The sequence below is a fragment of the Pseudomonas yamanorum genome, assembly GCF_900105735.1.
GTDB lineage: Bacteria > Pseudomonadota > Gammaproteobacteria > Pseudomonadales > Pseudomonadaceae > Aquipseudomonas > Aquipseudomonas yamanorum.
Genome location: NZ_LT629793.1, coordinates 4,621,743 through 4,640,617, shown reverse-complemented (window position 1 = coordinate 4,640,617; position 18,875 = coordinate 4,621,743). Strand labels below are relative to the sequence as shown.

General features: G+C 61.2%; 15 protein-coding genes. 9 read left to right on the top strand and 6 right to left on the bottom strand.

The window, feature by feature from the left end:
• Nucleotides 1-8 precede the first annotated feature (8 nt).
• The 5 genes from BLU46_RS21815 (at nt 9) to BLU46_RS21795 (ending at nt 6,374) form a co-directional block, all read left to right on the top strand.
• Nucleotides 9-1,118, top strand: a complete 1,110-nt coding sequence (locus BLU46_RS21815) for a mannuronate-specific alginate lyase (RefSeq protein WP_017477656.1) — start codon at nt 9-11, stop codon at nt 1,116-1,118.
• A 217-nt stretch (nt 1,119-1,335) separates the two neighbouring features.
• Entirely contained in the window at nt 1,336-2,901 is a 1,566-nt protein-coding gene (locus BLU46_RS21810) for an MBOAT family O-acyltransferase (protein ID WP_063027259.1), read from the top strand.
• A gap of 11 nt (nt 2,902-2,912) precedes the next feature.
• Nucleotides 2,913-4,100: an alginate O-acetyltransferase gene (locus BLU46_RS21805; RefSeq protein ID WP_063027258.1), complete on the top strand. Its 1,188-nt coding sequence runs from the start codon at nt 2,913-2,915 to the stop codon at nt 4,098-4,100.
• Nucleotides 4,101-4,116: 16 nt separating this feature from the next.
• Entirely contained in the window at nt 4,117-4,773 is a 657-nt protein-coding gene (locus BLU46_RS21800; protein WP_026077992.1) for an alginate O-acetyltransferase AlgF, read from the top strand.
• A gap of 149 nt (nt 4,774-4,922) precedes the next feature.
• Complete coding sequence (locus tag BLU46_RS21795) at nt 4,923-6,374, top strand: mannose-1-phosphate guanylyltransferase/mannose-6-phosphate isomerase (RefSeq protein WP_063027256.1); 1,452 nt, start codon at nt 4,923-4,925, stop codon at nt 6,372-6,374.
• A 104-nt stretch (nt 6,375-6,478) separates the two neighbouring features.
• On the opposite strand, the gene BLU46_RS21790 is transcribed toward BLU46_RS21795, so the two are convergent.
• Entirely contained in the window at nt 6,479-9,862 is a 3,384-nt protein-coding gene (locus tag BLU46_RS21790) for a dermonecrotic toxin domain-containing protein (RefSeq protein WP_157721309.1), read from the bottom strand.
• Between the two features lie 197 nt (nt 9,863-10,059).
• Here BLU46_RS21790 and BLU46_RS21785 point away from each other — a divergent pair, with 197 nt between their 5' ends.
• Both BLU46_RS21785 and BLU46_RS21780 read left to right on the top strand, forming a co-directional pair.
• Entirely contained in the window at nt 10,060-10,524 is a 465-nt protein-coding gene (locus BLU46_RS21785) for a hypothetical protein (protein WP_063033898.1), read from the top strand.
• 20 nt (nt 10,525-10,544) lie between these two features.
• The gene (locus tag BLU46_RS21780; protein WP_093205332.1) at nt 10,545-11,357 is read left to right on the top strand and encodes an SDR family oxidoreductase; all 813 of its coding nucleotides are present in this window, start codon (nt 10,545-10,547) and stop codon (nt 11,355-11,357) included.
• A 30-nt stretch (nt 11,358-11,387) separates the two neighbouring features.
• On the opposite strand, the gene BLU46_RS21775 is transcribed toward BLU46_RS21780, so the two are convergent.
• Entirely contained in the window at nt 11,388-12,251 is an 864-nt protein-coding gene (locus BLU46_RS21775; protein ID WP_063027250.1) for a LysR family transcriptional regulator, read from the bottom strand.
• Nucleotides 12,252-12,362: 111 nt separating this feature from the next.
• On the opposite strand from BLU46_RS21775, the gene BLU46_RS21770 reads away from it, so the two are divergent.
• Both BLU46_RS21770 and BLU46_RS21765 read left to right on the top strand, forming a co-directional pair.
• Nucleotides 12,363-13,553, top strand: a complete 1,191-nt coding sequence (locus BLU46_RS21770; protein ID WP_093205327.1) for an MFS transporter — start codon at nt 12,363-12,365, stop codon at nt 13,551-13,553.
• Entirely contained in the window at nt 13,550-13,948 is a 399-nt protein-coding gene (locus BLU46_RS21765; protein WP_093205323.1) for a DUF4440 domain-containing protein, read from the top strand. Before BLU46_RS21770 ends, BLU46_RS21765 begins: the two co-directional genes overlap by 4 nt.
• Before the next feature lie 102 nt (nt 13,949-14,050).
• Here BLU46_RS21765 and BLU46_RS21760 read toward each other — a convergent pair whose 3' ends face one another.
• From BLU46_RS21760 to BLU46_RS21745, 4 genes are read right to left on the bottom strand one after another with little or no spacing between them, the layout of a single operon-like run.
• Nucleotides 14,051-14,911 carry an efflux RND transporter periplasmic adaptor subunit gene (locus BLU46_RS21760; protein WP_063027244.1) on the bottom strand — a complete coding sequence of 287 codons (861 nt, stop codon included), beginning with the start codon at nt 14,909-14,911 and terminating at the stop codon, nt 14,051-14,053.
• Nucleotides 14,912-14,921: 10 nt separating this feature from the next.
• The gene (locus BLU46_RS21755) at nt 14,922-15,122 is read right to left on the bottom strand and encodes a DUF1656 domain-containing protein (protein WP_063027242.1); all 201 of its coding nucleotides are present in this window, start codon (nt 15,120-15,122) and stop codon (nt 14,922-14,924) included.
• Nucleotides 15,112-17,295: an FUSC family protein gene (locus tag BLU46_RS21750; RefSeq protein ID WP_093205318.1), complete on the bottom strand. Its 2,184-nt coding sequence runs from the start codon at nt 17,293-17,295 to the stop codon at nt 15,112-15,114. Before BLU46_RS21750 ends, BLU46_RS21755 begins: the two co-directional genes overlap by 11 nt.
• 10 nt (nt 17,296-17,305) lie before the next feature.
• Nucleotides 17,306-18,817 (bottom strand): efflux transporter outer membrane subunit, encoded by a 1,512-nt coding sequence (locus BLU46_RS21745; RefSeq protein WP_093205313.1) that lies wholly within the window; start codon nt 18,815-18,817, stop codon nt 17,306-17,308.
• Nucleotides 18,818-18,875: the final 58 nt, after the last annotated feature.

Here is an 18,875-nt window from a genome sequence, read left to right as displayed (position 1 = left end):
GGTTACCTATGCAGAAGTTATTGATTCCATCGTTGTTGGGGCTGGCGATCTTCGCCGGCTCCGTCAATGCCGCCGCGCCACTGCGTCCGCCGCAAGGCTATTTTGCGCCGATCGAGGCGTTCAAGACCGGCGACTTCAAGAATGACTGCGACGCCATGCCGGCGCCGTACACCGGCTCGCTGCAATTTCGCAGCAAGTACGAAGGTTCGGACAAGGCTCGTTCGACCCTGAATGTGCAGTCCGAAAAAGCCTTTCGCGACAGCACCGCCGACATCACCAAGCTGGAAAAAGACACCAGTAAACGCGTGATGCAATTCATGCGTGACGGTCGTCCGGAGCAGCTGGAATGCACGCTGAACTGGCTCACGAGCTGGGCCAAGGCCGATGCATTGATGTCCAAGGACTTCAACCACACCGGCAAGTCCATGCGCAAATGGGCACTGGGCAGCATGGCGTCGGCCTATGTGCGCCTGAAGTTCTCCGACTCCCACCCGCTGGCCAACCACCAGCAGGAGTCGCAGTTGATCGAAGCCTGGTTTAGCAAAATGGCCGATCAGGTGGTGAGCGACTGGGACAACCTGCCGCTGGATAAAACCAACAACCACTCCTACTGGGCTGCCTGGTCGGTGATGGCGACCTCCATCGCCACCAACCGTCGCGACCTGTTTGACTGGGCCGTGAAGGAATACAAGGTCGGCGCCAATCAGGTGGATGCCCAAGGCTTCCTGCCCAACGAATTGAAGCGTCAGCAACGGGCTTTGTCGTACCACAACTACGCCCTGCCGCCGCTGGCGATGATTGCCAGTTTTGCCCTGGTCAACGGCGTGGACCTGCGCCAGGAAAACAACGGCGCCTTGAAACGCCTGGGCGACAACGTGCTGGCCGGGGTGAAAGACCCGGAGATCTTCGAGAAGAAGAACGGCAAGGAACAAGACATGAAGGACCTCAAGGAAGACATGAAATTTGCCTGGCTTGAGCCCTTCTGCACCCTCTACACCTGCGCGCCGGATGTGATCGAGCGCAAGCACGGGATGCAGCCGTTCAAGACATTCCGCCTCGGAGGTGACCTGACCAAGGTCTACGACCCGGCGCATGAGAAAGGCAACAAAGGCAGCTGACGAAACGCACTTCAAATGTGGGAGCGGGCTTGCTCGCGAGGCGGTGTATCAGTCGCCCTCTGTGTTGAATGACACACCGCATTCGCGAGCAAGCCCGCTCCCACATTTTGAGCCGGTTTCGTCAGTGGGAATGTAATACCGCCCCTCTCCGTTTTCGGTTGGGGGGTTTGGGGGGGCCGTTGGCCCTTGACTGTTGGTTAAACATGGAGAGATCGGGATGGTTTTCTCGTCCAATGTGTTCCTGTTTCTGTTCTTGCCGATCTTCCTCGGCTTGTACTATTTGAGCGGGCAACGCTATCGCAATCTGCTGCTGCTGGTTGCCAGTTATGTGTTCTACGCCTGGTGGCGAGTGGACTTCCTGGCGCTGTTCGCCGCCGTGACGCTGTGGAACTACTGGATCGGCCTCAAGGTCGGTGCGGCAGGCGTGCGCACCAAGCCGGCCCAGCGCTGGCTGCTGTTGGGCGTGGCTGTCGACCTGTGCATCCTCGGCTACTTCAAGTACGCCAACTTCGGCGTCGACAGCATCAACCTGATGATGAAGTCGGCCGGCCTGGAACCCTTCATCCTGACCCACGTGCTGTTGCCGATCGGTATCTCGTTCTACATCTTCGAGTCCATCAGCTACATCATCGACGTGTACCGCGGCGATACCCCGGCCACTCGCAACCTGATCGACTTTGCGGCGTTCGTGGCGATTTTCCCGCACCTGATTGCCGGCCCCGTGTTGCGCTTTCGCGACCTGGCCGACCAGTTCAACAACCGCACCCACACCCTCGATAAATTCTCCGAGGGCTGCACGCGGTTCATGCAGGGTTTCATCAAGAAGGTGTTCATCGCCGACACCCTGGCGGTGGTCGCCGACCATTGCTTCGCCCTGCAAAACCCTACGACGGGTGACGCCTGGCTCGGCGCGCTGGCGTACACCGCGCAGCTGTACTTCGACTTCTCCGGCTACAGCGACATGGCCATCGGCCTGGGCTTGATGATGGGTTTCCGCTTCATGGAAAACTTCAAGCAGCCGTACATCAGCCAGTCGATCACCGAGTTCTGGCGGCGCTGGCACATCAGCCTGTCCACCTGGCTGCGTGACTACCTCTACATCACCCTGGGCGGCAACCGTAAAGGCACGCTGACCACCTACCGCAACCTGTTCCTGACCATGCTGCTCGGTGGCCTGTGGCACGGTGCGAACATCACCTACATCGTGTGGGGTGCCTGGCACGGCATGTGGCTGGCGATTGAAAAAGCCATCGGCCTCAACACTGCACCGCGCAGTTTCAACGTCGTGCGCTGGGCCTTCACCTTCCTGCTGGTGGTGATGGGCTGGGTGATCTTCCGCTCGGAAAACCTGCACGTCGCCGGCCGCATGTACGGCGCGATGTTCAGCTTCGGCGAGTGGTCACTCTCGGAACTCAACCGCGCCAGCCTCACCGGCCTGCAAGTGGCAACCCTGGTGGTGGCATACGCAACCCTGGCGTTCTTCGGCCTGCGGGACTTCTACACCAACCGCCCACCGGAAAAAACCAAGCCTGTGGTCAACACCCAGGCCGATGGCCCGGCCACTGCCCAACCCGGCTTGATCAAGGCCGTGCCGGGCGATAACCCAGGCAGCATCCACGAGCCCGGCTACACCGTGGGCACCGAGGCCACCGTGCAACCGGCCTACTGGAGCGCCACCTGGCCACGCTACGCCATGCGCGCCGCCGTGCTGCTGCTGTTCGTGGCGTCGATTCTCAAACTTTCGGCGCAGAGCTTCTCGCCGTTCCTTTACTTCCAGTTCTGAGGGAGCCGACCATGACCCGTTCATTACGCGTCCTCTACATCGCCTTGTTCCTCGCCGTGCTGCTGGCGTTGGGCGCCTGGTCGATGCGCAGTTTCTTCGGCTTCAGCACCAACGCCGACGCCACCGTGCTCAACGGTCGCTGGACCAAGGCCGTCGAGACCCATTACGACGACCAGTTCCCGATCAAGCGCCTGGGCACCAACCTCTGGGCCGCCCTGGACTACAAGCTGTTCAATGAAGGCCGCCCTGGCGTGGTGATCGGCCGCGATCACTGGCTCTACAGCGACGAGGAATTCAACCCCATCGTCAACGAAGACCAGAACCTGCAAGGCAACTACGCCCTGGTGGAAGGCGTGCGCCAGAAACTCAAGGCCCAGGGCATCCAGCTGGTGATGGCGATCGTGCCGGCCAAGGTGCGCCTGTACCCGGAACACCTGGGTGAAGTGCAGCCGGCGAGCATCCACGCAGGTCTGTACCAGGACTTCCATGCCCGCATGGCCGCCGACAAGATCGTCGCTCCCGACCTGATGGGCCCGCTGCAACAGGCCAAGCTGCACGGCCAGCAAGTGTTCCTGCGCACCGACACCCATTGGACCCCGGACGGCGCTGAAGTGGCGGCCAAAGAATTGGCCAAGACAATTGCCAACAAAACGCCCCTGAGCGGCGAGCCTCAACGCTTTGTCACCGAAGCCGAGAAGACCGAGCCACACAAGGGCGACCTGCGCCTGTTCCTGCCCCTGGACCCGCTGTTCGAAAACCTGATGCCACCCAAGGAGCCGCTGCAAAAACGCGTGACTCACCTGGCTGAAACCAAAGGCGACGACGCCCTGTTCGCCGACAGCGAAACCCCGGTGGCCCTGGTGGGCACCAGCTACAGCGCCAACCCGAACTGGAACTTTGTCGGCGCGCTGAAGCAAGCCCTGGGCAGCGACGTCATCAACTACTCCGAAGACGGCCACGGCCCGATCCTCCCGATGCTCAGCTACCTGAAAAGCGATGACTTCAAGAACAGCCCGCCACAGGTGCTGATCTGGGAGTTTCCCGAACGTTATCTGCCTGTGAACAACGAAATCGGCGATGCCGACCCGCAGTGGGTTGCGCAGCTCAAACAAGCCGGTATGCGCCAACAGAACATGGCTATCAACACTCCCGCCGTTAAAAACATGAACTCCGAGACGCCCAACCGGGCGCAAAACTGAAAGAGAGGTAACTCACATGACTTTCACTACTACTCCGCGTCGTCTCGCAAAAACCTTTGCCCTCGTTGCAGGCATGAGCGTGATTTCGATGTCCGCCTTCGCCGGTGGCGACGCCGCCCTCTACGGCCCCGTCGCGCCAAAAGGCTCGAGCTTTGTGCGGGTGTACAACGCCAGCAACCAGGAGGTCAGCGCCACCGTCGGCAGCACCAACCTCAACGAGGTTGCCCCGTTGGCCAGCAGTGACTTCAGCTTCATGCCGGGCGGTGACTACAGCGCCAAGGTCGGCAGCCAGACCCTGCCGGTCAAGCTCGCCGCCGACCACTACTACACCCTGGTCAGCAGCGGCAGCGGCCAGCCGCAACTGATCGAAGAACCGCCGTTCAAGAACAAGCAGAAATCCCTGGTGCGCGTGCAGAACCTCAGTGACAAGTCGCTGACCCTGAAAACCGCCGACGGCAAGACCGACGTGGTCCAGGCCGTGGCCGCCAAGGGCCGTGGCGAGCGCGAGATCAACCCGGTGAAGGTCAGCCTGGCGCTGTATGAGGGCGACAAGAAAGTCGGCGACGTGAAGCCGGTCGCCCTGGAACGTGGTGAAGCCGCAGTGCTGTACGTCACCGGCACCGGCGCCAACCTGTCGCCAGTGTGGGTCAAGCGCCCTGTGTCGACCCGCTGATCAGATTTTCAGATTGACGCTGCCCCCTGTGGGAGCTGGCTTGCCTGCGATGCGGACAACCCGGTGTATCAGGTACACCGAGGTGATGCCATCGCGGGCAAGCCCGGCTCCCACAGGCTCTAACCAAATTTGATTCAAGGAGAAACACCATGATTCCAGTAATCCTTTCCGGTGGTAGCGGCTCACGTCTTTGGCCGCTTTCGCGTAAACAGTTTCCCAAGCAGTTCCTGGCCCTGACCGGCGAGCACACCCTGTTCCAGCAAACCCTGGAGCGCCTGGTGTTCGACGGCATGGACGCACCCATCGTGGTCTGCAACAAGGACCACCGCTTTATCGTCAACGAGCAACTGGCTGCCCGCAAACTGGAAACCCAGCGCATCCTGATGGAACCGTTCGGCCGCAACACCGCGCCGGCTGTGGCCCTGACGGCGATGATGCTGGTCAACGAAGGCCGTGACGAGTTGATGCTGGTGCTGCCGGCCGACCACGTGCTGGACGACCAGAAAGCCCTGCAACGTGCCCTGGCCCTGGCCACTGTGGCAGCCGAGCGTGGCGAAATGGTGCTGTTCGGCGTGCCGGCCACCCGTCCGGAAACCGGCTACGGCTACATCAAGTCGACCAACGATTCGCTGCTGCCCGAAGGCGTCAGCCGCGTGCAACAGTTCGTTGAAAAACCTGATGAAAAACGCGCCACCGAATTCGTCAAAAGCGGTGGTTATTTCTGGAACAGCGGCATGTTCCTGTTCCGCGCCAGCCGCTTCCTCGAAGAGCTGAAAAAGCACGACCCGGACATCTACGACACCTGCGTGCTGACCCTGGAGCGCAGCAACCACACCGCCGACACTATCGACATCGACGAATCCACCTTCGCCTGCTGCCCGGACAATTCCATCGACTACGCCGTGATGGAAAAAACCCAGTTGGCCTGCGTGGTGCCATTGACCGCCGGCTGGAGCGACGTGGGTTGCTGGGCATCGCTGTGGGACGTGAATGAAAAAGACGCCAACGGCAACGTCAGCAAGGGCGATGTGGTGATCCAGGACAGCAAGAACTGCATGATCCACGGCAACGGCAAGCTGGTGTCGGTGATCGGCCTGGAAAACATTGTGGTGGTGGAAACCAAGGACGCGATGATGATTGCCCACAAGGACAAGGTCCAGGGCGTCAAGCAGATGGTCAACACCCTCAATGAGCAGGGCCGCAGCGAAACCCAGAACCACTGCGAGGTGTACCGTCCGTGGGGCTCGTACGACTCGGTGGACATGGGCGGCCGCTTCCAGGTCAAGCACATCTCGGTCAAGCCGGGCGCCTGCCTGTCGTTGCAGATGCACCACCACCGCGCCGAACACTGGATCGTGGTCAGTGGCACCGCCGAAGTCACCTGTGACGAGAACGTGTTCCTGCTCACCGAAAACCAGTCCACCTACATCCCGATTGCTTCGGTGCACCGCTTGCGCAACCCGGGCAAGATCCCATTGGAGATCATTGAGGTGCAGTCCGGCAGCTACCTGGGTGAAGACGATATCGAGCGTTTTGAAGATATCTACGGTCGGTCTACGCCAATCGAGCGTGGCGTGTCGGTGAAAACCATCGCGCAGTAAACAAAGCGGCACAAGAAGCCCCCGTCACACCGACTGCGTCCCCTATCCGCAGCCGGTGGGTCGGGGGCTTTTTTAGATCATTACCCCAGCGCTTTCAAACGCGCTCAACTGAAATAGTCGGGAAACTGATTCGGCCCCAAATACAGAAAGTTCGACTCAGTCAGCTTGATTTCCTTGTTCATCTTCAACTCAACGAACTGGCTACCCGACGTGATGGAACCTAGGTCCTGCGGAACCTGGTCGCTGCTGAATACCACCATATAATCGCCCCTGCCCACATAACGTTCGTTACCTAGAAACAACAGGTTTTCCACGTTTTCGCCATTAAGTTGCTGGCCGGGGGGATTAACGTACACACCGCCCTTTGAACCCGCCCGCGTTTCCCCACGCATCAGATCATTAATGCTGTGCCCCCGAGCGATCGCTTCGGCGCCTTCCTTGCTGGTGTAGTGGATATAAACGGGTTGCCCGTTGTGCAGGCCCGAATCCACTATCGACCGCCAATCCGGATGATTGACCAATGGCTTGTTCGTTGCAGCGAGTGGGGCAGAGCTGCCTGGCCGACCAAGCGCCTTTTGTGCCTGGGGCTGGCTAGCCTTCTTTGAGCCTGGGGTTCCTGACTTGATCCCGCCCGGCAAACGATTCAATCGCCATTCGCCCTCGCCCGCCGGCTGCAGGAATGCCACGGTTTTTTTGGTTTGCGCGTCAATGACCCGCACAGGTCCCCCCTCGACCTTGTACACCGGGCTGATTTCATAGGGTTGACTGACGCCGGTACCATCGGTGTAACGCACATAGAACTGCTCGCCGACTTGATAGGTGCCGTCGCCCCTCATCGTGCGGCCACTGAGCAGGCTGTCAGCCACGGAATGGGCACTGATGTCTGGCAATGCGCGGGCTGAGGCCTCCTCCGCCGATGCCTGGCGTATCGCCATTGGATTCAACAACGGCGCGACGACTCTACTGATCGGCGGTGGCTGCAGGACCGGGCGCATAATTGGGCTGGCCTTGCTACCTGCCGCCATGCCGCTGCCGTCGCCATACCGGGCGTAGATCATGGCAAGGCGGTTGGGTTTGTTGAGCAGGTTGACGATGGATTGTCCCGGTGCCCGGATGACACGCAGCCCCGCCTTGGTCAGCCGGGCCGCGGTCGAAACGCCCTTTCCGACAATGGGCAGCAAGTCCATGAACATCGTGGCGACCTCGATGCCGAACAGGCTCTTGTTGTATCTCGATTCTTTGGCTACTTCATCTGAGCTGACAGAACCGACGTCCGCCTTATCGATCAATATTTCCGTCAGTTGTTTGTACAGCGTGTCCTGGAAATTGCCTTGGATAGGTGTGAGGTAGGCGTTGCTGCCCAACTCATTTATCCGTCCCAGCCGCTCTACGTTTTCAACCATGCTCCCCTCGATGATTGCCCCTACACCGTCCGGATCGAGCGGCGACGTTTTGCTAATTGCGTAGGTTCGCCATCCCGGTTCTTTGAAAAGCGCACTGAGGGCCGCCTGATTGGCGACTTCCCGAAAGGAGATCCCGTCAGGCGCATCAGGGCTATACAGCACAAGCGGCCCGTCCTGCCCGTTGCCGATAGCGATCACACCCTGAAGCGCCTGACCGTAGTGGCTGACGGTGTTGGCGACAACGGTCTTTCCATCCACTTGGGGCCGCGTGGAGGCGTCCGGAAAATCGAGCACGGCCCGGACCCATTCAGGTCCCGAGGAGCCTTGTGGATAAGCCTGCGGGTTCAACTGCCCCAGAAACGCCTGTTTCTGCATGACATCCGACAGGTTGGCTTTCCACGCTGCGCGCAGTTTTCCCGGCTTTCCCGTCTGGGCGTCCGGTGCCATCCGTTCCTTGAGTAGCGCGATGTAGTTGCCGCCCACATCGAGCTCATTCACCAGCGCCTTGAGGTCCTCGGTTCCCAACACCAGGGGTTTTCCATCTGCCCCGATTACCGGTTTGCCTGAAGTATCGGTCAGCTTCGCGGCGAACTTCACCTCAGTATCCTGGTGGCTTTCTGCTGCGGGCCATGCCGTAGGGTTTCTCAGGGCCAGGTCAATCAATGAGCTGTGCTGCCTGCCGACATCGCGCGGGACGTAAGCACCTGACCGACCGGTATGAATTCTGGATTGCGTGGTGGTGGTCACCACGATCTTGTCCGGGTCGAAATTCACCGTTGGGTATTTTTTCCTGAGTGCAGCCTTTAATTGCTGACTGGCAAAGTCCTGCAGTGAAGGGATCTCTTCCAGCAACGGCACCAGCGTCTGGAGGGATTGCTGCTCGCGTGCATCCAGGTCTTTGTATTGCCCCTCGCTCATGCGCGACAGGTTTTTCAGCCACGGTGGCTGCTGTTTTTCTTCAAGCCTTTCTCCCCGGGCGAGCATTGCATTGCTGCCGTCCAGTTGAGAAGACCAATTGGCGGCGTTGTTCATGGCCTGGGAGATTTGTGGGCCGTTCATGTCGCTGGTGTCTGAGTGCGTCAGGGCATTCAGTTCGGCTTTTTGTCGCTCCAGAAGCCGAGGAATCGCTTCAGCAATCACGTCCCCTGAAGTCGGGACGAAACTCAGCGTCAGGTCCTCCCCGCGTAACGGTTTGCGCAGGTTTTCCGCCGACAAGGGCAAGCTCTGCGACAGCAGTTCTGCGGGAACGCCTCCTTTGTCAATTCGTTGCATCAGTGCCGCCTGCAATTGTGCAGGGGTCGCGAACTCTTCAAAGCCCTCACCTGGGGTGTAGAGCACCACAGGTCCATGGTCCTGGTTGGCAGGCAAGTTTTTGTTGCCGTTGGGCCAGTGCGGTTGCGTTTGCCCGGAGCCATCGGTGGTGGTGATCATGAAGGCCCCGGCCAAGCACGCGCCGTTCGGCGTATTGTCATCCACCGTGATCGGATACACACCGGGCCGCGCACCGTTGGGGAAGGCGTTTTCCCGGGCCGCCAGGGTCGGATAGCGGAACGCCTTGTCGATCAGGGCTTTGCTCGCCAGGCTCAGGGTGCCGTCCTCCACCCGTAGCGCCGCCTGGGTGGAGAGCATTTGCCGGTGCAGGTTGATCAGTTGGTCTTGAGGCGGGCTCGGGTCTGTTTCGGTGGGGCGGGCAGACGTCCAGAACCGAGTGACAGCGTTGGCAAACAGATCCCCGACTTCCCCCACGGCGCCAGGCGTCGTGGCAACGTACTCCTGATATTCCTGCACAAACTGTTCGTAGGTGGGCTGCTGGCTGATCAACCGGTTGATTTTAATGTTGAGTGCATCGTGCTGAGTGAGAAACCCTTGTTGGGCAGAAGCGGGTCTGCCAAAAACATACTCGGCGACAACGGCCGGACGAATACCCCGAACGACCGGTAGAACGGGGGTACCGGTGACGGCGTGGCCAGAAAGTGGTGCCTGATCCCCGAGTGGAGGCGCTGGCCTTTCTGAAGGTTGAGGGCGGGTTGAGTCTGAGGAAGGGGGAAGATCAGGCTGATAGTGGGTATGAGGTTTAACAATCATTAAATGGACCCTGTGATTAAGGGGGCCAGTCCATTGTTACCCTTGTAAAAGAGATATCACTCCAGTGATAAATCAGTCAGTGGTGTAAGAGGCTCAGCGGGTTCCGATGGGAAAATAGCAGTGCATTTCGGCAAGTGAATAGGCTTAGCCTCCGGGCTCAGCTACGATGAAAGCTCATGGCAAGCGAGGGCTTTATCGTGTTCATCGGTGTTCTGCTGATCATTACTTGGCTGGTCCTCCTGCTGCGCTACCCCGCCAAGGCGTTGCCGGTTTCCCTCGCGGCCGCCGTCGGCCTGGGCCTGGTGGCGGTATGGGTGGTGTGGCTGGACAACCGCGAGGCCCAGCAATTGGCGCGTCTGGAACTGCGTACCGTCTACGCCCCGAAAGAATGCCCGGCGGACCGCCCGCTCAAGCTCACCTTGAACAACGGCAACAACGTACCGCTGACCGAACTGCGTTGGCGCATCGCCGCTTATGCGCCGGGCGATACGGTCAACCTGGCGGACAACGTGTACGCTGCCCCGCGCTATCGCGGCCCCGGTGAGTTGCAGGCTGGCGCTACTTGGGAAGACTGCCTGCCAGTGCCGCCGCTGCGCCCCGGCTACCGCCCGCAAACCCTGGAATTTCGTGCCGAGCATTTGCAAGGCAGCTTCTCTGACTAATAACGACAAAGGACTGATCCATGCCCAATGTGCTCATCACCGGCTGTTCCAGTGGTATCGGCCGTGCCCTGGCGGACGCCTTCAAGCAAGCCGGTTTTGAAGTGTGGGCCAGCGCCCGGCGCAGCGAGGATGTGGCGGCACTCGGCAGCGCCGGCTTTAACGCGGTGCAACTCGACGTCAACGACAGCGCCGCGCTGGCGCAACTGGCGGGGCAGATCGGCGAGCTGGACGTACTGATCAACAACGCTGGCTACGGCGCCATGGGCCCGTTGCTCGACGGCGGCACCCAGGCGATGCAGCAGCAATTCGAGACCAACGTATTTTCCGTGGTTGGGGTGACCCAGGCGCTGTTCCCTGCCCTGCGTCGCCGTAAAGGGTTGGTGGTGAATATCGGCAGCGTGTCCGGCGTGTTGGTTACACCGTTTGCCGGTGCGTACTGCGCCTCGAAAGCGGCGGTGCATGCTTTGAGTGATGCGTTGCGCATGGAGCTCGCGCCCTTCGGCGTGCGGGTGATGGAAGTGCAGCCGGGGGCCATCGATACAAGTTTTGCAAAAAACGCCGGCACCCAGGCCGAGCTGTTGATCAATGAAAAGTCGCCCTGGTGGCCACTGCGCGAAAACATCCGCGCCCGGGCCAAGGCCTCCCAGGATCGGCCTACGCCCGCTCGCGTTTTTGCCGCGGATGTATTGAAGGCCGTGCAACAGACAACACCGCCGCGTCTGTTGCGTTCAGGCAATGGTTGCAGGGCGCTGCCGTGGATGGCGGCGCTGTTGCCCAAGGGTTTGCTGGAGACTGTCTTGAAAAAACGATTTGGCCTGAGCGGCCAGCTGTAAGAGCCCCCCGCCACACGGTTTCTCGACTGATCAGCCTTTCATGAAATCAATGAAGGCCCGCACTTTCAGCGGCAAATGCCGAGTATCCGGGTACAGCGCATACACCCCCTGTGGCGCAAATCGATGACCCGGCAGCAGACGCACCAAACGCCCGGCATCCAGATCTTCCTGCACCAGCCACTGGGGCAGGATCGCCACGCCATGCCCGCGCACGGCAAAGGCCTGGAGAATGGCGGCGCTGTCCGCAACCAATGAAGCCTTGCCGGGCCCCGGGCGATACAGGTGCTCGACGCCAGCCGGATCAACCACCGCCAACTCCGTCAGCCGCCCGTGACCCAGCTTGGGCAATTGCTCCAGCTCATCCAGCGTGGCGACCCCGGCAAACGCCGGCGCGGCCACGGCAAAAATCTCGTAGCTCGACAGCTGCACCGCCCGATGATTGGAGTCGAGCATCCGCCCCAATCGAATAGCCACATCAAACCGTTCCGAGATCAGGTCAGCGTGGCTGGAGGATGTGGATAACTGGATGTTCAATTCCGGGTGCAGGCCGCGAAAAGTTTCCAGCGCCGGCACCACCACAGCTAATCCGTATTCGACGGTGGTGGTGATGCGCAACGTGCCTTTGAGCTGGCTGTGTTCCGAACGGGCTTCCTCAACCGCCAGGCGCGCCTCCTCCAGCATCCGCGTGCAGCGCAGGTAAAAGCGCTCACCCGCATCGGTCAGTGCCAGTTGCCGAGTACTGCGGGTCAGCAGGGTGACACCCAGTTCGGCCTCCAGGCGCTTGAGGTTGAAGCTCACCACTGCTCGCGTCTGCCCGAGAAAATCAGCGGCCGCGGTCAACGAACCGGCCTCGACCACGGCTTTGAAGGTGTCGAATCGATCCAGGCTGACCATTAAGCGCGCACTCCTTTGTCAAAATATTTTTGACAAACTAACAGTCAAACCGCTGTTTCCCAAGTGCCCGCACCCGCCTACCCTGCCGCCATCCACTGCAGGAAGCGCGCAATGACCTACCGCTCGAAAGTCACCTGGATCTTTCTACTGGGCTTCGCCCTCGACCTGGTGAACATGTTTGTCGCCACCATCGCCTACCCGGATATAGCCCGGGAGTTGCACGCTTCGGTCACGCAACTGGCGTGGATCGGCAACGCCTATATGCTCGGCCTGACCGTGGTGATTCCCCTGAGCGTGTGGCTTGCGGCGCTGTTGGGCGAACGTCGGTTGATTGCCCTCAGCCTGTTGCTATTCGGCGTGGCCTCGGTGTTGGTGGGCCAGGCCGCATCGATTGAAGCGCTGATCGGCTGGCGGCTGCTGCAAGGCCTGGGCGGTGGTTTGTTGATCCCGGTGGGCCAAGCCTTGGCCTATCGGCATTTTGCGCCGGCAGAACGCAGCCAACTGACGGCCAAAGTCATGCTGGTGGCGCTGCTGATACCGGCGCTGTCGCCGGCGTTGGGTGGCTTGGTGGTGGACAGTGTGTCGTGGCGCTGGATCTTTTTCGCCAACCTGCCCCTGGCGCTGATCACCCTGGCGTTGACCTTGTGCTGGCTGGAGGCGGACACGCTCGCGTCGTCGCGCCCGGCGCTGGAACTCGGCAAAATAGTGCGTCAGGTTCGGCGCCCGATGCTGCGGGTCGCGATGCTGGTCTACCTGTTCATTCCGGGCGTGTTTATCGGCACCAGCCTGGTGGCGATTCTTTATCTGCACGGCCTCGGGTTTACTGCCAGCCACATCGGCGCGTTTATGCTGCCGTGGGCGCTGGCCTCAGGGTTGGCGATTGTCTTGAGCAAAAAACTGTTCAATCGCTGCGGGCCTCGGCCGTTGCTGTTGGCGGGCATGCTGCTGCAATCCATCGGCATCCTGTTGCTGATCGAGCCACACCCGACAGTCATCGTGCTCGCCTACCTCCTGATGGGCCTGGGCGGCAGCCTGTGCAGCAGCACTGCGCAAACCCTGGCCTTTCTCGACATTCCGGCCGAGCGCATGGGGCATGCCAGCGCCTTATGGAACATCAATCGGCAACTGAGTTTTTGCCTCGGCGCCGCAGTGCTCAGTGCGGTGCTGGCTGCGCTGGGCTCCTTCACCGCGACCTTCGCGATTGCCGCAGCGTTGACCCTGTTTCCATTATTTGCCGTACTGTGCCTGGATGCGTCCAAGGTACGGACACTGCTTCACCCTGCCAACGAGCCCACACGATGATTGATTACCGCGATTTTTTTGATGAAGTGATCCAGGCCCATGTCGAGATCGAGCAATGGTTTGCCGGGACTGCCCCCGAGGGAACACTGGAGATTTTGCTCGGCCGTTTCTCGCCGGACTTTTCCATGATCACCCCGGCAGGCAAGCAACTGGATTTTGCGCTGCTCAACCAGCTGTTCAGCCAGGCCGGCGGCAAGCGCCCCGGGTTCAGGATCAGCCTCAGTGAGTTTGCCGGGATTGATCGACATGCCCGTGGCGCGACGGTGAGTTATCGCGAGCAGCAGGTGGACGACAGCGGCGCCCAAACCGATCGGCGATCGACCGTGGTGTTTGAAAAGCAGGCCAGCGGCGGCCTGCTGTGGCGCCACTTGCATGAGACTTTTCTACAGGCCTGACACAGTCAAAATGTGGGAGCGGGCTTGCTCGCGAATACGGAGTGTCAGCCACTGAATAGAGTGCCTGATCCACCGCTTTCGCGAGCAAGCCCGCTCCCACATTCAGTTCTGTGTTTGGTTGACGATCACGGTGCAGGTGATCCCCGCCGCCAACAGCACACCCTCCGGCACTTCATCGATGTGAATCCGCACCGGCACCCGCTGGGCCAGGCGCACCCAGTTGAAGGTCGGGTTCACATCGGCGATCAGCTCGCGGCTCTCCGGATTGTCCCGGTCATAGATCCCGCGCGAGATGCTTTCCACGTGGCCCTTGAGGGTTTCGCCGCTCATCAACTGCATGTCGGCTTTATCCCCGACTTTGACGTGGGGCAGCTTGGTTTCTTCGAAGAAGCCGTACACCCAGAACGAGTTCATATCCACCACCGCCATCTTCGCCTCGCCAATACGCGCGTAGTCGCCACGGTGCACGTTGAGGTTGGTGACGTAGCCATCCACCGCCGCCACAACCTGGGTGCGCTTGAGGTTCAGCTCGGCCGCTTCCAGTTGCGCCAATGCGTGCTGGTAATCCGCCAGGGCCGAGTCGGCGATGTTGCTGGCGTCGTCGCGGTTCTCCTTGGAGATCACCAGGGCATCGAGGTCGGCGCGGCGGTGGGCGTTGACCTTGCGCATCTCCCAGGTGGCCTTGCGTGAAGCCACCAGGGATTGCGCCTGCTTGACGGCGATCTGGTAGTGCTCGGGGTCGATCTGCATCAGCAGGTCGCCCTTTTTCACCAGTTGGTTGTCACGCACCGGGACATTGACCACCTCGCCGGTAACGTCGGCAGCAACGTTGATAATGTCGGCGCGCACACGGCCATCGCGGGTCCAGGGGGTTTCCATGTATTGCACCCAAAGCGTACGACCCATCCAGATCGCCAGGGCCAGTACCAGCAAGGTCGCGAGCAGGCTGAAAAACTTTTTCATCGGGGCATTCTCAACGGTAGACGGTCAGCGCCAGGGCGCTGAACAAGCAAGCGAACAGGCTCAGGCGCAGCAGCGCCGGGTGCCAGAAAAAACGGTACAGGTCAAAGCCGGCCAGGAATCGGTCGAGGGCCCAGGCCAGGCCCGCCGCGATCAAAAACATCAGGGTCATGGTGGGCATGTAGACGCCGTGGAAGGCGATTTCACGAGGCATGGGCGGGTCCTTCGGACTTGAGGGCAGCCAGGGGTGATTGCGGGTCCAGCAATGAGGTGCGGATAAAGTGCAGGTAGCTTTTCACTCGGCGTAGGGCCGAGGTGTCGAAGTGCGGGGCGAAGGGTTCGTCGGTGGCCTGCACCCGGCTGATGGCATGGTCCACGGCGATCAGGCTGCGCTCCAGGTTGCTGGCGCTGGGTTGCAGGAACAGCCGCACCAACGAGCGGCCCATCACCCGGATCGCCTGGCGCCACGGCTGGGATTCGGCATACGCCGGGTGCACCGGCAAGATCGCCTGTTCCTTGCGCAACTCGATAATCGCGTGGCCGACTTCCAGCACCACGAACATCCAGCGCAGCAGGTTGCGTTGCACCTGGGGTTGCCCGGCGGCGAAACCATAGGCCTGGTGCAGCAGGTCGCGGGTGCGGCTTTCGAAACCTGACGCCAGGCCCTTGAGCTTGCCGCTGATGGCGAACACCACTTGCTCGCGCAAGTCCTGCTCCAGCCGGCGCCACAACCAGCGGCTGTTGGGCGGCAGGATGATCGCGCCTGCCGCCGCACACACCAGCATGCCGATGACCATCGCGATGTAGTCGTTGATGAAGGTGTAGGGGTTATAGACCGTGAGGTTGTCCGGCACCGAGCCGGTGCTGAAGAAAATCAGCAACCCCACGCCAACGCCGGCGTACTGCGGGCGCGAAGCCAGGAACGAACCGAAGATGATCACCGGGGCGAGCATCACACACAGCAGCGGGAAACCGTCGATCCAGGGGAACACGAAGAACATTTCGACAAAGCCCACCAGCGCCCCGATCAAGGTGCCGCAGGCCATTTGAAACGCCATGCGCTTGGGGTTGGGCGTGGCGGCGGACAGGCCCACCGTTGCGGCGGCAATCAGGGTCATGGTGGCGCCGCTGGGCCAGGCCGTGGCCACCCAGTAACTGCCGAGGACGATCAGGATAAACGAGGCGCGAATCCCGGAAGCAGCGCAGGCCAGCCAGTTGGTTTTCGGGGTGTAGGGCTCGTCCCAGTGTTCGCGCTCGTGGCTGTGGTCCGCCAGGGACGCGTGGGTCTGGGCGTAGTTGTGCAGATCGTCGACGAAGCGGTACAGCAGTTCGTAGGCGGTGTGAAAATCCAGCTGCTCGGCGTCGCTGGGCTGACTTTCCTGGAAGCTCGTGCGCAGGCTGCGTACCTTGGCGGGCAGGCCTTCCTTATAGGTATTCAACTGATTGGCCAGGCGCGCCGCGTCGGGGCTGGTGAGGGCACGGCCGGAAAAACCGTCGAGCAATTCCGCGAGGTCTTGCAGGCCGGGTTTGATGGCGGCCACCACGTGATCGGCCTCTTGGCTGCGCAGGCGTTCGAGCAATTGGTGCAAGGCATTGAAGCGAGTAGTGATGCTCATGAACTCGCTGTTCAAGCGCGTCAGCCGACCATTGCGCCGACGCATGTGCGGGTCTTCGAACACCGTGATGCTGCGCAGCCCTTCCAGGCCCACGGCTTCGGCGATAAAGCGTACGTTGCTGCGTTCAAACCCTTCACGCTCACTGCGACCGCGCAGGCCGTCGGTGACGAACAGCGCAAACACCCCGAAGCGCTGGTACAAAGCGTTGCGCATCGCAGCGCTGGCGGTTTGCGGCAGGATCGCGGCGCTGACCAACGTGGAGCAGACAATCCCCAACGAGATCTCCAGGACCCGCCACACGGCCGCCATGAAGGCGCCATCGGGATGGGCCAGGGCCGGCAAGCCAACCATCGCCGCGGTGTAGCCCGCCAGCACAAAACCGTAGGCGCGAAAGTTGCGATTGCGGGTCGCGCCAGCAGTGCAGATGCCGACCCAGATCGCCAGCGAACCGAGGAACAGTTCAGTGTTCTGCGCAAACAACGCGATCAGGAACACCATCACCGCCGAGCCCGCCAGGGTGCCAAGGAAGCGGTAGAAACTCTTGGCGAACACCTGGCCGCTCTGCGGCTGCATCACGATAAATACCGTGATCATTGCGGTGCGCGGCTGCGGCAGTTCCAGGCGCATGGCCAGCCACAAGGTCAGGAACGCCGCGATCAGCACCTTGAAGATATAGACCCAGGTCACGCCGTCACTGCGTGCCCAATCGAAGAAACCACGGCGCCATTCAAGGGAGTGCAACCAGCGCAGCGGTGCAGGCAAGGGAGTCATCGCATCCTACTCAGTGATCAAACACGGCGAGGGCCGCCGGGGTCTTGCTCGGAAGCGTCTTGCTGTCTTGCGGCACGTCGCTGCCAGCGCCGAGGCCGCCGCCCAATGCGGTCACCAGTTCGGCGTGGGCACTCAGGCGTGCGGCCTGAACCTGCTGCTGCACCTGCTGCTGGCGGAACAACAGGCTTTGGGCATTCAGCACATTGAGGTAGTCGGTGAGGCCGCGCTGGTAGGCGATCATCGCGATGTCATAGGTTTTCTGCGCCGAGGCCACGGATTCGGCGGCGAAGGCTTGCTGCTTGTCCATCGACTCGCGGCGGATCAACTGGTCGCTGATGCCCTTGAGCGCATTGACCAGGGTCTGGTTGTAATGCGCGACGGCGATGTCATAGCCGGCGCTGGCTTCACCCAACTGCGAGCGCAGGCGGCCGCCATCAAAGATCGGCAGGCTGATGGCCGGGCCGGCGGTGTAGTTGAGCTTTTTACCCGTGAGGAAACTGAGCATCCCACCGCCGGTGGCGACGTAGCCGAGGCTGCCCACCAAGTCGACGTTGGGGTAGAAACCGGCGTGGGCCACGTCAATGCCACGGGCCTGGGCCGCCACTTGCCAGCGACTGGCGACCACGTCCGGGCGCTGGCCGAGCAGTTCGGCGGGCAAGGTCGACGGTAGCTTCAACGGTGCACCGAGGGACAAGGTGGGCCGCTGCAACTGCGCGCCCTCCCCCGGCCCTTTGCCCGCCAGCGCAGCCAGCTGGTTGCGGCTCAGGGCGATGGCTTCATCCAAAGCGTCCAGTTGCCGGTGGGTTTCCGGCAGCGGCGTCTCGGCCTGGCTGACTTCGAAGTGGGTGCCGATCCCGCCATTCAAGCGCTTTTGCGCCAGGTCGAGGATCTGTTGTTGCTGGGCCAGGGTGGCGGCCACGATATCGCGCTGGGCGAAATGCAACGACAGTTGGATATAGGCGCGCACCACGTTGTTCTGCAATTCGAGCTGGGCCTGGCGCGCTTCGGCGGCGCTCATGTGAGCCATGTCCACGGCACGCTCGGTGGCATTGCTTTCGCGGCCCCAGAGGTCGAGGGCATAGCTCAAGCCCAAGGACGCGTTGTTGTCCCAGGTGGTGGAATTGTCCAGCGCGCCCGGGCCGTAGAACTGGTCGCTCGGCCAATTGTGGCGCTTGAGCGTGGCGTCGCCATTGACCTGCAACGACTCAGCCGACTCGGCGATCCCGGCCATGGCCCGGGCTTCACGCACACGAGCAGCGGCCATGGCCATGCTCGGGCTGCCTTGCACGGCGAGGTCGATCCAGTGGTTGAGTTGCGGGTCGCCGTATGCTTGCCACCATTGCGCGGTGGGCCAGTGGGCGTCCTGGGCGGCGGTTTTGATCGCTTCGTCGGTGGCCAATGTATTGGCGACGAGTGACTGGCCTTGAGGGGCAATTCCTCCGGTTCCGATGCAGCCGCTGATTGCTAACGATAAGGCCCAAACACTGAGAGTCTTCAGCTCTCTGCTGATGCGACGCGGCACTGCTGCGAATTCCTGAGAGGGTGTTGCGGGGAAGGTGGCGCAATTCTAAGGGGCGGGC

What these genes read in the sequence shown, in the direction of transcription:
- BLU46_RS21815 (WP_017477656.1), top strand. Translation starts at nt 9, where the DNA reads ATGCAGAAGTTATTGATTCCATCGTTGTTGGGGCTGGCGATCTTCGCC.
- BLU46_RS21810 (WP_063027259.1), top strand. Translation starts at nt 1,336, where the DNA reads ATGGTTTTCTCGTCCAATGTGTTCCTGTTTCTGTTCTTGCCGATCTTC.
- BLU46_RS21805 (WP_063027258.1), top strand. Translation starts at nt 2,913, where the DNA reads ATGACCCGTTCATTACGCGTCCTCTACATCGCCTTGTTCCTCGCCGTG.
- BLU46_RS21800 (WP_026077992.1), top strand. Translation starts at nt 4,117, where the DNA reads ATGACTTTCACTACTACTCCGCGTCGTCTCGCAAAAACCTTTGCCCTC.
- BLU46_RS21795 (WP_063027256.1), top strand. Translation starts at nt 4,923, where the DNA reads ATGATTCCAGTAATCCTTTCCGGTGGTAGCGGCTCACGTCTTTGGCCG.
- BLU46_RS21790 (WP_157721309.1), bottom strand. Translation starts at nt 9,862, where the DNA reads ATGATTGTTAAACCTCATACCCACTATCAGCCTGATCTTCCCCCTTCC.
- BLU46_RS21780 (WP_093205332.1), top strand. Translation starts at nt 10,545, where the DNA reads ATGCCCAATGTGCTCATCACCGGCTGTTCCAGTGGTATCGGCCGTGCC.
- BLU46_RS21775 (WP_063027250.1), bottom strand. Translation starts at nt 12,251, where the DNA reads ATGGTCAGCCTGGATCGATTCGACACCTTCAAAGCCGTGGTCGAGGCC.
- BLU46_RS21770 (WP_093205327.1), top strand. Translation starts at nt 12,363, where the DNA reads ATGACCTACCGCTCGAAAGTCACCTGGATCTTTCTACTGGGCTTCGCC.
- BLU46_RS21765 (WP_093205323.1), top strand. Translation starts at nt 13,550, where the DNA reads ATGATTGATTACCGCGATTTTTTTGATGAAGTGATCCAGGCCCATGTC.
- BLU46_RS21760 (WP_063027244.1), bottom strand. Translation starts at nt 14,911, where the DNA reads ATGAAAAAGTTTTTCAGCCTGCTCGCGACCTTGCTGGTACTGGCCCTG.
- BLU46_RS21755 (WP_063027242.1), bottom strand. Translation starts at nt 15,122, where the DNA reads ATGCCTCGTGAAATCGCCTTCCACGGCGTCTACATGCCCACCATGACC.
- BLU46_RS21750 (WP_093205318.1), bottom strand. Translation starts at nt 17,295, where the DNA reads ATGACTCCCTTGCCTGCACCGCTGCGCTGGTTGCACTCCCTTGAATGG.